Consider the following 12,621-nt stretch of genomic DNA (forward strand, 5'->3'; position numbering starts at 1 on the left):
CCTCCGGTCATCGGGCCGCATCAGAAGGTGAGAGCCTTGAACTTCTTCGTCTGCTCGGTGAGCGCGACCTCGGTCGGCAGCCGTTCCATCGAGGAGGCGCCGTAGAAGCCGTGGCAGAGCTTGCTGTGCTTGAGGACATACTGCGCGTCCTTCGGCATCGAGATCGGGCCGCCATGGCAGAGCACGATGACGTCCTTCCGGATGCGCCGCGCGGCGTCCGCCCATTCGTCCATCTCGCGCACGCAATCCTGCAACGTCCGCGCCGTCTCGGCGCCGATGGAGCCGCCAGTGGTCAGGCCGAAATGGCAGACGATGATGTCGGCGCCGGCCTTCGTCATCTCCTCGGCCTCGGCGGCGGAGAAGACATAGGGCGTGGTCAGCATGTCCTTCTGGTGGGCGAGGCGGATCATGTCGATCTCGAGCCCGTAGGACATGCCGGTCTCTTCCAGGTTGGCACGGAAGATCCCGTCGATCAGGCCGACGGTCGGGAAGTTCTGCACGCCGGCGAAGCCGAGCGCCTTCAGCTCGTCCAGGAAGAGATCCATGATGACGAAGGGATCGGTGCCGTTGACGCCGGCCAGCACCGGGGTGCGCTTCACCACCGGCAGGACCTCGCGCGCCATCTCCTTCACGATCTCGTTCGCGTTGCCATAGGCGAGCAGGCCGGCGAGCGAACCGCGGCCGGCCATGCGGTAGCGGCCGGAATTGTAGATGACGATCAGGTCGATGCCGCCGGCTTCCTCGCATTTGGCCGAGAGTCCGGTGCCCGCGCCGCCGCCGACGATCGGCACGCGGCGGGCGATCATGTCCTGGAACTTCGCGAGGAGGTCCTTGCGCTGGAAACGGGGCATGTCAGGCGATTTCCCGGTAGTGCTGGACGACCGCGGCGGCGAAGGCGGGGTCGTTGATGTTGTGCGGCAGCTCGATCAGCCGGCGGCTCGGCGTCTGCACGAGCGTCGCGCGGATCGCGGCGAAGAGCGCGGCAGATGCTTCCGGATCGTGGAAGGGCTTGCCCGGCGCGTCGATCGCGCTGACGCCGCCGAGCGGCAGCAGGAAGCGCACCTGGCCCTCGCAGCGGTTCAGCTTTGCCGCGATCCACTCGCCGATCGCCTTGTTCTCCTCCGGCGTGGTGCGCATCAGCGTGACCTGCGGGTTGTGCACGTAGAGGTTCCGGCCCTGGTACTTCGCCGGGACAGTCTCCTTCGCGCCGAAATTCACCATGTCGCAGGCGCCGACCGAGCCGACATAGGGCAGGCGCGTCCGCGCCACCGCGCCGAAGCGGTCCTCGGTGCAGGGGAAGACGCCGCCCATCAGCAGGTCCGGCACTTCCGTGGTGGTGATGTCGATGAGCCCCTTCACGAGCCCGCTGTCGGCGAGCTTCTCCATGGATTGCCCGCCGGTGCCCGTTGCGTGGAAGGTGAAGACGTCGTGCTCGGCCTCCAGCGCCTCCCGCACCATGGTGCAGCAGGCGGTGGTGACGCCGAACATGGTCATGCCGATCGCCGGCTTGTCGCCGGCGCCGGCCGGGACGCGCCATTTCGCCATGCCGGCGGCCGCGTGGGCGGCATTGCCGATCACCTGGCGCGAGATCGCGTTGATGCCGGCGACGTCGACGACGGAATACATCATCGCGATGTCGTTCGGGCCGACATAGGGCGCGACGTTGCCGGAGGCGACGGTCGAGACCATCAGCTTCGGCGTGCCGATCGGCAGGCTGCGCATGCCTTCCGTCACCAGTGCGGTGTTGCCCGAGCCGCCGAGGCCGAGGACGGCGCCGATGTCGTTCCGCGTGGCGAGGAACCGCGCCAGCGCCTGCGCCATGCCCGCCACCGCCTTGCCGCGGTCGTCGAGCCCCAGCACGGCCGCGGCGCCTTGCGGGTGATGCGCCGCGACCTCCGCGGCCGTGACGTCGGGTGCCTTGCCGGCCTCGCGCGTGCCGACATCCACCAGCACGGCCGCCACGCCCTGCGCCTCGATCAGCGTCTTGGCGTAGGCGAGCTCGGCCTCCTTCGTGTCGCAGGTGCCGATGACATAGACCTTGGACATGGTCCCCCCGTTCGGTGATGGACTCAGTGGTGGCCGCCGGAACTGACGCCGAGGAAGCGGCGCTGCGCCACCTCGTCGGCCAGCAGCTCGGCCGAGGGCATGCGCGTGGCAATCCGGCCATTGACCATGATCGCGACCTCCTCGCAGACATCCGTCGCGACGCCGAGATTCTGCTCGACCAGCAGCAGCCCCATGCCTTCGCCGGGCAGGCGGCGCAGCACCTCGACCAGGTGGTCCACGATGACAGGCGCCAGCCCCTCGCTCGGCTCGTCCATGATGACGAGGCGCGGATTGGCGAGCAGCGCGCGGCTGATCGCCAGCATCTGCTGCTCGCCGCCCGACAGTTGCGTGCCCCCGTTGCGGCGCCGCTCGGCGAGGCGCGGGAAGGTCTCGTAGATCCGCTCGATCGTCCAGCTGCCGCGCGCGCCGCTCGAGGCGAGGACCAGGTGCTCCTGCACGGTGAGAGAGGGGAAGGTGCGGCGGCCTTGCGGCACCAGCGCGATGCCATGGCGCGCAACCCTGTTCGGCGGCAGGCCGCGCAGCTGCGCGCCGCCGAACGCGATCTCGCCGCCGCTTGCCGCCACCATGCCCATGATCGCCTGGCAGAGCGTCGTCTTGCCCATGCCGTTGCGGCCGATGACGGCCAGCGGCCGCTCCCCGATCGCGAGCGTCACGCCCTGCAGCACATGAGCCTGGCCGTAATGCACGTCGAGCCCGTTGACCTGCAGCATGTCAGTGCGCCCGCCCGTGCCCCAGATAGATCGCCTGCACCGTCGGATCGGTCTCGATCATGGCCGGCGGGCCCTCGACCACCACGTCGCCGTCCTTCATCACCGTCACCACGTCGGCGATCGGCAGGGCGATGTCCATGTCGTGCTCGATGACGATCAGCGTGATGCTGCGCGGCAGGTCGCGCATCAGCTTGAGCAGTTCCGGGCGCTCCACCGGGGAGAGGCCGGCGGCCGGCTCGTCCAGCATCAGCAGGCGCGGGTCGCAGGCCAGCGCCATGCCGACCTCGAGCTGGCGGCGCTGGCCGTGGGAGAGCTGCGCGACCTCGGTCTCCAGCAGGTGGTCGAGGCGTACGCGCTCCGCCAGCGCGATCGCCTTGGCGCTGTCCTCGCGCGAGGGCAGGGCCAGCGAGAAGCGCTTCGGCTTCGCGCCGCGGACGGCGATGACGAGGTTGTCCATCACGCTGAGCCCGTTGAAGAGCAGCGAGGTCTGGTAGGTGCGACCGACGCTGGAGCGCGCGCGGTGATGCGGGGGCAGGGCCGTGATGTCCTGCCCGAACAGCTCCACGCGGCCCGAGGTCGGTGGGAAATCCCCGCAGATCAGATTGAACAGCGTCGTCTTGCCCGCGCCGTTCGGCCCGAGCACGGCGCGCCGCTCGCCGGCGGCGACCGACAACGTCACGTTGCCGACCGCCGCCAGCGCCCCGAATTTCCGGCCCACGCCATGAAGTGCGAGGGCCGGGACCTGCGGGGCGGCCTGCATCAGGACGTCGCGATGCAGCCGGTGTTGTCGCGGCTTGGCGCGCCGAGGGCGAGGAACTGCGCCTCCGGCACGCCGAGCGTCTGGTTGACCTGCGCGGCGCGGGCGAAGGTGACCGTCGCCGCCTGGCCGCCGCGCTCCTCGATCCGGTTGAGGAAGATGTCGGAGACCGCCTGGCGGTTGTGGTCGAGATGCACGTCAGCACCCATCGCGTTCTTGAAGCGCAGGCCCGACAGGGCGCGCTGGAACGCGGCCTGGTTGCCCGAGAGGTCGCCGCGCACCTCGTTCAGCGCCAGCAGCGCCGCCTGCTGCGCGGTGTAGAAGTTGAAGCCGTGGATCGAGGGCGAGGCGAAGCCGCCCTGGTTCGACCAGCGCCGGCGGTAGCGCGCGACGAAGTCGTTCCACATCGGGTCGTCGTGCACGTCGGCGATCGGACCGGCGCTCACCATCCCGACCATGAGGCGGCGATGCGGGCCGCGCGCGGAGAGCATGGACTGGTCGGCCATGATCGATCCGCCGATCAGCGGCAGGTTGCCGCCGGCCTGTGCGTATTGCGTCATGAAGGCGAGGCCGTCAGAGCCGCCATGGATGACGACGAGCGCCCCGGCGCTGCGCGGGATGCGCGCGATGATCGAGGAGTAGTCGGTGGTGCCGAGCGGCGACCACAGGTAGGTCGCCCGGCCGCCGGCGCGGCAGAACTCCAGGCTGAAGCCGAAGACCTGCGCATAGGGAAAGGCGTAATCGCCCGCCACCACCGCCACTTCCTGCACGTTCAGCGTGCGGCGGACGTAGTTGCCGAGGCCGGCCATCCACTGCGTGCCGTCGGTGTTGAAGCGGAAGAAATTCGGGCTCGGGTTGCGCAGCGTGGTGTCGGAAGCGCCCGAACTGCCGTTGATGATCGTCTTGCCCGTCAGCGTGCGGGAGTAGTCGCGCAGCGCGATGCCCTCGGCGCCCGACAGGGGCCCGAGGATCATGTCGACGTTGTCCTGCTCGATCAGCTTGCGCGCGCGGGCGAGCGCCACGTCGGCCTGCGCGTTGGAGGATTCGCGCACCACCTCGATGCGGCGGCCGCCGGCCTGGTTGTTGTTTTCCTCGAGCAGCATCTGCATGCAGCGGAAGCCGTCCTGGCCGCCGGTGGCGAAGGGGCCTTCGAGCGTGGCGAGCCAGCCGATCCGGATCGGCGCGTTCTGCGCGTAGGCCGGCATCCTGAGGCCGGTGGTGGCTGCCGCGCCGGCGCCGAGCGCGCCGAGCAGCAGCTTGCGGCGGTCCATGCGGAAATCCATCGTCTATCCTCCCGTTCGTTCGCGGTGCCGGCGCGGTCCGGGCGCCTTGATCGTGCCGCGCGGGGCAGGCGCACCCCCGCGCGGTAGGGTCGTCAGCGCGGCGCCTCCGCCGGTTGTGCGGCGGGCCGGCGCTGCAGCAGCCGGCCGAGGCGCCGCGCGATGCCGAGCACGCCGTCCGGCGAGACGAGCACGATCGCCAGGAAGATCGCGCCGATCAGCGTGTTGAACCGGTCGCGGTCGTAGAGGTCGGCGGCGAAGGTGTCGAAGACCACGAAGATCAGCGCGCCGATGAAGGCGCCGATCGGATGGCCGAGACCGCCGATGACGGCCATGACCAGGATGTTCACCGTGGCGCCCAGGCCGATCGTGCCGGGCGAGATGCCGATGTTGTAGAAGGTCGCCAGCAGCCCGCCCCAGCCGGCGATGAAGCCGGCGATGCCGAATGCCGCAATGCGGTGGAGCGCGGCATGGTAGCCGAGCGCGTTGACGCGCCTGACATTGTCGCGGATGCCCTGCAGCGCGAGACCGAAGGGCGTGCGCACCACGTAGAGCACCATGGCGTAGAGCACCGCCGCGACGACGAGCGCGGTGTAGTAGAAGACGTAGGTGTTGCGGAACGGAAGGCCGAGGATCTCGGGACCGACGACGTTGCGGATGCCCTCGTAGCCGTTGAACCAGGCGATGTTGGTCTGGATGAAGAGGTGGACGCCGACGGCCAGCGCGAGCGTGATCATCAGCAGGTAGATGCCCTGGGTGCGGACCGCGATGGCGCCGACCAGCAGGCCCATGGCCGTGGCGGCCAGCAGCCCGAGCGGGATCGCCACGGCGTAGGGCACGCCCCCGACGATGGAGGGCACCGCGCCCGGCACCAGCACCGCGACGGTGTAGCCCGCGATGCCCGCCACCATCATCTGCGCCAGGCTGACGAAGCCCCCGTAGGTCGCGAGGAAGGTCATGGACATCGCGATGATGCCGAAGACGATGGCGCGGCCGAGGATGTTGGCGGTGAAGAAGGGGGGGATCACCGCGGGCAGGACGAGCAGCACGGCGAGGAGCGCGAGCGAGGCCGGCAGCACCCAGGCCGAGCGCACGCCGCGCGCGGCCAGGCCGGTGCGGACCGCTCCGGTACGCTCGCTCATGCCGGGCGCCCCAGGATTCCCTGTGGCCGCACGGCGAGGACGGTCGCCATGATCAGGAAGGTGAGGATCACCGAATAGGTCGGGAACAGCGCCTGGCCGATCTGTTCCGCAAGGCCGACAAGGATGGCGCCGATCGCGGTCCCGGCGATCGAGCCCATGCCGCCCACGATGACGACAACCAGCGACGTCAGCAGGAACCGCACGTCGACGCCCTGCACCAGCGGCTGCGCGGTGCTGCCGATGACCCCGCCGAGCCCGGCGAGGCCGGCGCCGAGCGCGAAGACCGCGAGCGAGACGAGCGGCACGTTGATGCCCGTCGCTGCGAGCATCTGCCGGTCGTCCACGCCGGCCCGGATCATCAGGCCGAGCTTCGTCTTGTTGAGCAGCAGCCAGAGCGCGACGCCGACGGCGATGGCGATGCCGATCTGCACGAGGCGGAAGGTCGGGTAGCGCCCGACGCCGGGCACCTGCGTGCTGCCGAAGATCGCGTCGGGCGCGAAGAACTGGCGGCTGGTGCCGCCGAAATAGGCGAGGAGCTGGTCCGCGACGATGATCGACACGCCGATGGTCACGAGCGCCTGCCGCAGTTCCTGCCCCTGCATCCAGCCGAGCAGCGTCGCCTGCATGAGCACGCCGAACACCGCGGCGGATGCGATGCCGGCCAGGATCCCCGCATGCCACGCCCACCACACGTCCTGGTCGTAGAGCGGCTCGAACACGGCGTAGCCGATATAGGCGCCGAGCATGTAGAGCGAGCCATGCGCCATGTTCACGGTGCGCATCAGCCCGAAGATCAGGGAGAAGCCGCTGGCGACGATGAAATAGAGCGCGGCGAGCGTCAGCCCGTTGAGGACGACTGTCGCGGCCAGGCCACCCGTCATGCACGCTCCCCCGCGCGGCAGGCGGTGACGGTGCCGTCATGCACGGCCCATCCTGTCCCCGCAGCGTCTTCGCCGATTGGAGGCAAATCAGCGGGATAAGGCAAGGGTGCCCCAGTAGATTTTGCCTCCCGCCCTTCCGGCATCCCGTCGCGGTTGCGCCCGGAGCTCCGTCATTCGTCTTCCGGCCGCATGGCGCCTCTGACATAACTCCGTAAACTTTCCGGGCGAGGGCGAGGCCGTCCTGCGACCCGGAGGCAGGGGAGGAAGCGATGCGCACGCTCAAGGGGCCGGCGATCTTCCTGGCGCAATTCGCCGGGGACGACGCGCCGTTCAACACGCTCGACGCGATCGGAGGCTGGGCGGCGTCGCTCGGCTTCAAGGGGGTGCAGATCCCATCCTGGGACGGACGGCTGTTCGACCTGGCGCGTGCCGCGGAAAGCCGCGCCTATTGCGACGACGTGCGCGCGACGCTCGCGAAGCACGGGGTCGAGGTGACGGAGCTGTCCACGCATCTCCAGGGCCAGCTCGTCGCGGCGCATCCGGTCTACGACACCGCCTTCGACGGCTTCGCGCCGGAGAGCGTGCGCGGTCGCCCGCAGGCGCGGCAGGAGTGGGCGGTGCAGCAGCTGCACCATGCGGCGAAGGCGGCGCGCAACCTCGGCCTCGACGCGCATGCGACCTTCTCAGGCGCGCTCTGCTGGCCCTTCGTCTATCCCTGGCCGCAGCGGCCGGCGGGGCTGGTGGAGACGGGCTTCGCGGAGCTCGCGAAGCGCTGGCGGCCGATCCTCGATGCCTTCGACGCGCAGGGCGTGGATGTCTGCTACGAGATCCATCCGGGCGAGGATCTGCACGACGGCGCCACCTTCGAGCGCTTCCTCGAGGCCGTCGGCGCCCATCCGCGCTGCAACATCCTCTACGACCCGAGCCACTTCGTGCTGCAGGCGCTGGACCACACCGCCTTCATCGACATCTACCATCCGCGCATCCGCATGTTCCACGTGAAGGATGCGGAGCTGCGGCCGAACGGGCGCGTCGGCGTCTATGGCGGCTACCTGCCCTGGGCGGAGCGCGCGGGCCGCTTCCGCTCGCTCGGCGACGGGCAGGTCGATTTCAGGACGGTGTTCTCGAAGCTTGCGCAATACGATTTTCGGGGCTGGGCGGTGCTGGAATGGGAGTGCTGCCTGAAGCATCCGGAGGACGGGGCGCGCGAGGGGGCGAAGTTCATCGCCGACCACATCATCCGCGTGACGGAAAAGGCCTTCGACGACTTCGCGGCGTCCGGAACGGACGAGGCCGCGAACCGCCGCATGCTCGGGATCGGTTGAGATGGTCGCGGGCAGCGGATTGGGCGCGGCGCGGCGGCTGCGCCTCGGCATGGTCGGCGGGGGCGAGGGCGCCTTCATCGGCGGCGTGCACCGGATGGCGGCGCGGCTCGACGACCGGTGGGAGCTGGTGGCGGGCAGCTTCTCGCGCGATGCGGAACGCGGGCGGCGCTCGGCGGCGATGCTCGGCGTGGCAGAGGACCGCGCCTATGGCGACTGGCGCGAGATGGCGCGGGTCGAGGCGGCGCGGCCGGACGGCATCCATGCCGTCTCCATCGTGACGCCGAACGCCTCGCACCACGCGATCGCGCGGGCCTTCCTTGACGCCGGGATCCATGTGATCTGCGACAAGCCGCTCTGCACGACGATGGAGGATGCGCGCGACCTGGTACGCGCGGTGCAAGCCTCGGGCCGGGTCTTCGCGCTGACGCACAACTACACGGGCTATCCGATGGTGCGGCACGCGCGGGCGATGGTGGAGGCCGGCGAGCTCGGCGCGATCCGCGTGGTGCAGGTGGAGTATCCGCAGGACTGGCTCAGCACGAAGCTCGAGGAGACCGGGCAGAAGCAGGCGGCCTGGCGCGTGGATCCGGCGCAGGCGGGGCCGGCGGGGTCGCTCGGCGACCTCGGGACCCATGCGCACAACATCGCGGAATTCGTGACGGGGCTGCGGGTCGAGAGCGTCTGCGCGGAGCTGACGAGCTTCGTGGCGGGACGCGCGCTGGACGACAACGCGCAGGCGATGCTGCGCTTCGCGGGCGGCGCGCGGGGCCTGTTGTGGGCGTCGCAGGTCGCGCCGGGGAACGAGAACGCGCTGAAGCTCCGCGTCTATGGCGAGAAGGCCGGGCTGGAATGGGCGCAGGAGCATCCGAACCAGCTGCGGTTCTCGCCGCTCGGCGAGGCGCCGCGGGTGCTGGCGCGCGGCGTCGGGCCGCTCAGCCCGGCGGCGGCGCATGCCACGCGGATTCCGGCCGGGCATCCGGAGGGCTACCTGGAGGCTTTCGGACAAATCTACCGGGACGCGGCGGAGCAGGTGGCGGCGCGGGTCGAGGGCCGGCAGGCGGATCCGGCGGCGCTGCTGGTGCCGACGGTCGAGGACGGCGCGCGGGGCATCGCCTTCGTCGCGGCCTGCGTCGAGAGCAGCCGACGCGGCGGCGCCTGGGTGGGTGTCGAAGCGTAGAGCCACTTTGCCGTTTTATTGCTTTAGGCGGAGGCGGCGCGGGCGCGTTTCGGACAAATTGGCCAGGGGAGCGGGGCGGCGGTCGCCCCCCCTGAAGGGGGGAGAGGGCTTTAGCCCTTTGGCGCTTTATCGCTTTACGCGGCGCGGGCGGGATTCGGACAAATTGCGCGGACCTGCCTGATGGAAGGGTCTGGCGGGCGGATGCACGGCTTCAAAGAACGGCTGCCCTAACAAGGACATTATTCCTATGTTGCCCTGCCTGTCGGCTCACGGTCCAGGGTAAAGTGCGGGTGGAGCGTGGTACCGAATCACGAACCCCCACCCCGACCCTCCCCCGCCTGCGGGGGAGGGAGACGGCCGGTCAGGCCTCCAGCTCCTCGCGCAGCAATTCCAGGCGCAGCCACTCCTCCTCCGCCGCGTCGCGCTCGGCCTGCTTCTTGCCGAGCAGGCTGGTGCGGGCCGCGAACCCGGGCGGGTCGCGGGTGTAGAGCGCGGGATCGGCCAACTGGCCCTGCAGCGCCGCGATCTCCTTTTCCAGCTGCGCGATGCGCGCGGGCAGCGTCTCCAGCGCGTGCTTGTCCTTGAAGGACATCTTCGGCTTCGCGGCGGCGCGCGGCGCGTCCTCCACCGTGTCACGGCGGGCCGGCGCATCCGATGCGACAGCCGCCTTCGCCGTCGCCTCCACGCCGCGGCCGCGTTGCGCGACCATGTCGGTGTAGCCGCCGGCATAGTCCTGCCAGCGCCCCGCGCCCTCCGACACGATCACGTTGGTCGCGACACGGTCGAGGAAGTCGCGGTCGTGGCTGACCACGATCACCGTGCCCTGGTAGTCGCCGAGCAGTTCCTGCAGCAGGTCCAGCGTCTCGAGGTCGAGGTCGTTGGTCGGCTCGTCCAGCACCAGCAGGTTGGAGGGCTGCGCCAGCGCGCGGGCCAGCATGAGCCGGCCGCGCTCGCCGCCCGACAGGTGCCCGACCGGCGTGCGCGCCTGTTCGGGGACGAAAAGGAACTCCTTCATGTAGCCGACGACGTGCTTCGTCTCGGTGCCCACGCGGATCTGGTCGCCGCGCCCGCCCGTCAGCGCATCGGAGAGCGTGGTCAGCGGGTCGAGCCCAGCGCGCATCTGGTCCAGCGTGACCATCTGCAGGTTGGTGCCCAGCGTGACCGTGCCGGTATCGGGCGCGAGCGCGCCGGTGAGCATCTTCAGCAGCGTCGTCTTGCCCGCGCCGTTCGGGCCGACGATGCCGGTGCGGTCGCCGCGGATGATGCGGGTGGAGAAGTCGCGCACCACCGGGGTGCCGCCGAAGGATTTTGCGATGCTCTCGGCGGCGACGACGAGGGTGCCGGAGCCGTCCGCCTCGGCGGCGGCCATGCGCACCGTGCCGGCGGGGCCGATGCGTTCCTTCCGGCGCTTGCGCAGCTCCTGCAGGCCGGCGAGGCGCCGGACGTTGCGCTTGCGTCGGGCGGTGACGCCGTAGCGCAGCCAGTGCTCCTCCCGCACGATCTTGCGGGCGAGCTTGTGCGCCTCGGCCTCCTCCTCCTCCAGCACGCGGTCGCGCCAGGCCTCGAAGCCGGCGAAGCCTTCCTCCAGCCGGCGCGTCGTGCCGCGGTCGAGCCAGACCATGGCGCGCGAGAGGCGCTCGAGGAAACGCCGGTCGTGGCTGATCAGCACCAGCGCGCCGCGCGTCGCGGCAAGCTCGGCTTCCAGCCATTCGATCGCGGGCAGGTCGAGATGGTTGGTCGGCTCGTCGAGCAGCAGGATGTCGGGGCGCGGCGCGAGGACGCGGGCGAGGGCTGCGCGGCGCGCCTCGCCGCCCGAGAGGCGCGCCGGTTCCTCCTCGCCCGTCAGGCCGAGGCCTTCCAGCAGCACGCGGGCGCGGTGCGGGTCGTCGCCGGGGGCGAGGCCGGCCTCGACGAAGGCGCCGGTGGTGGCGAAGCCCGAGAGGTCGGGTTCCTGCGGCAGGTAGCGCAGCGTGGCGCCGGGCTGGAGGAAGCGCGTGCCGCCATCCGGCTCGATCATGCCGGCGGCGATCTTCAGCAGCGTGGACTTGCCCGAGCCGTTGCGGCCGACGAGCGCGAGGCGATCGCCGGCGCCGACCATGAGCTCGGCGCCGTCGAGCAGCTGGGTCGTGCCGAGGCGCAGGCGGATGTCGCGGAGATGCAGCAGCGGCGGGGGCATGGCCGCGGTGTGGGCGGGGGGCGGCGGGGCGTCAACGGGGGTGCGACGGCGCGTTGGCTGCCCGGTCGGTCGCGCCCCCACCCGGCCTCGCTGCCGCTCGGCCGTCGAACGCCCTTGGCGTCCGCCCCCCCGCTGCGCGGGCGAGGGGAATTGGGCCGACCGCGCCCCAGCCCTAGCGCCCCCGGTGGCCCTGTCGTGGCTTTGCCACGACAGGATGAGCCGCCATCGTAAGCTTGGCGCCAATCGGGGCCCCCGCGGCGTTTTTCAGCGCCGCGCATGCGGCGCGGAAAAATGGCGTGGGGAGCCCTAGCGCCCCCACTGCCACTCCATGCCGACGCCGACGCGGCTGCCCGCCTCGCGGTCGCCGGTCTCGGCTTCCAGCCGGATGCGCGGCGTCAGGTCCACACGCACGCCGACGCGGCTGCTGCCTGGCTCCGAGCCCTGGCGCACGCCGACATAGATGCCGTCGGCCACGTAGCGTCCCGCTTCCAGCGCCGCCCCGGCGCGGTCCTGCTCGCCGGTGTTGCGCGACGCGCGCTCGCTGTCGCTGACGACCGCGAGGCGGTCGAGGCCGAGGCCCTGGCGCAGCCGGTCGAGCAAGCCCGCCGCCTCGCCGCCCGGCAGGCCGGCCGCGCCGGCCAGCGCTGAGGCGATCTGCGCGATCTCGAAGGGCGAGAGCTCGCGCAAGGGCCGGTCGAAAAGGAGGCGCGCCACGACCTCGTCCTGCGGCAGCTCGGGCGTCGAGGAGAAAACCAGCTCGGGCTGGGTCGGCGGGCCGGTGACGTCGAGACGCGCGGTCACGCCGCCGACCGTGCTGGAGGCGCGCAGCGCAAGGTCCGGCAGCAATCCGCCGGTCCAGGCGAGGCGTCCGCGATCGAAGGTGAGGCGACGGCCGATCACCGCGACATCGCCGCGCCGCATGTCGAGTGCGCCGGTGATCTCGGGCTGCGCGATGCGCCCGCCGATGGCGAGGCGGCCGCCGAGTTCCACGTCGAGCCCGCGCCCGCGGACATAGACGTTGCGCGGCGCGTCGAGATCGATCGCGAGCAGGATCGGCGGGCCGGTGTCGGGCGCGGATGGCGCGGTGCGCCGGGGCGGCGGTGGGC

The 12,621-nt window shown here is 71.0% G+C and carries 11 protein-coding genes; 2 read left to right on the top strand and 9 right to left on the bottom strand.

Annotated elements, in window-relative coordinates:
• Positions 1–20: 20 nt before the first annotated feature.
• The 7 genes from L2I40_RS02690 to L2I40_RS02720 form a co-directional block, all read right to left on the bottom strand.
• Positions 21–851 (bottom strand): phosphoenolpyruvate hydrolase family protein, encoded by an 831-nt coding sequence (locus tag L2I40_RS02690; protein ID WP_237213319.1) that lies wholly within the window; start codon positions 849–851, stop codon positions 21–23.
• Position 852: 1 nt separating this feature from the next.
• Complete coding sequence (locus L2I40_RS02695; RefSeq protein WP_237213320.1) at positions 853–2,046, bottom strand: Tm-1-like ATP-binding domain-containing protein; 1,194 nt, start codon at positions 2,044–2,046, stop codon at positions 853–855.
• Positions 2,047–2,069: 23 nt separating this feature from the next.
• A complete protein-coding gene (locus L2I40_RS02700) occupies positions 2,070–2,777 on the bottom strand; it encodes an ABC transporter ATP-binding protein (RefSeq protein WP_237213321.1) in 708 nt (235 codons plus the stop codon).
• A 1-nt stretch (position 2,778) separates the two neighbouring features.
• Positions 2,779–3,537: an ABC transporter ATP-binding protein gene (locus L2I40_RS02705; RefSeq protein ID WP_237213322.1), complete on the bottom strand. Its 759-nt coding sequence runs from the start codon at positions 3,535–3,537 to the stop codon at positions 2,779–2,781.
• Entirely contained in the window at positions 3,537–4,817 is a 1,281-nt protein-coding gene (locus L2I40_RS02710) for an ABC transporter substrate-binding protein (RefSeq protein ID WP_237213323.1), read from the bottom strand. Before L2I40_RS02710 ends, L2I40_RS02705 begins: the two co-directional genes overlap by 1 nt.
• A gap of 92 nt (positions 4,818–4,909) precedes the next feature.
• Complete coding sequence (locus L2I40_RS02715; protein WP_237213324.1) at positions 4,910–5,956, bottom strand: branched-chain amino acid ABC transporter permease; 1,047 nt, start codon at positions 5,954–5,956, stop codon at positions 4,910–4,912.
• The gene (locus L2I40_RS02720) at positions 5,953–6,837 is read right to left on the bottom strand and encodes a branched-chain amino acid ABC transporter permease (protein WP_237213325.1); all 885 of its coding nucleotides are present in this window, start codon (positions 6,835–6,837) and stop codon (positions 5,953–5,955) included. The genes L2I40_RS02715 and L2I40_RS02720 overlap by 4 nt, the downstream gene beginning before the upstream one ends.
• A gap of 269 nt (positions 6,838–7,106) precedes the next feature.
• Here L2I40_RS02720 and L2I40_RS02725 point away from each other — a divergent pair, with 269 nt between their 5' ends.
• On the top strand, positions 7,107–8,162 hold the full coding sequence (locus L2I40_RS02725; protein WP_237213326.1) for a sugar phosphate isomerase/epimerase family protein: 1,056 nt from the start codon (positions 7,107–7,109) through the stop codon (positions 8,160–8,162).
• A gap of 1 nt (position 8,163) precedes the next feature.
• Positions 8,164–9,339 (top strand): Gfo/Idh/MocA family protein, encoded by a 1,176-nt coding sequence (locus L2I40_RS02730; RefSeq protein ID WP_237213327.1) that lies wholly within the window; start codon positions 8,164–8,166, stop codon positions 9,337–9,339.
• 361 nt (positions 9,340–9,700) lie between these two features.
• Here L2I40_RS02730 and L2I40_RS02735 read toward each other — a convergent pair whose 3' ends face one another.
• Complete coding sequence (locus tag L2I40_RS02735) at positions 9,701–11,515, bottom strand: ABC-F family ATP-binding cassette domain-containing protein (RefSeq protein WP_237213328.1); 1,815 nt, start codon at positions 11,513–11,515, stop codon at positions 9,701–9,703.
• A gap of 306 nt (positions 11,516–11,821) precedes the next feature.
• On the bottom strand, positions 11,822–12,621 hold an 800-nt coding region (locus L2I40_RS02740), incomplete at its 5' end, for a translocation/assembly module TamB domain-containing protein (RefSeq protein ID WP_237213329.1).

Source organism: Falsiroseomonas oryziterrae (genome assembly GCF_021864505.1).
Taxonomy (GTDB): domain Bacteria; phylum Pseudomonadota; class Alphaproteobacteria; order Acetobacterales; family Acetobacteraceae; genus Falsiroseomonas; species Falsiroseomonas oryziterrae.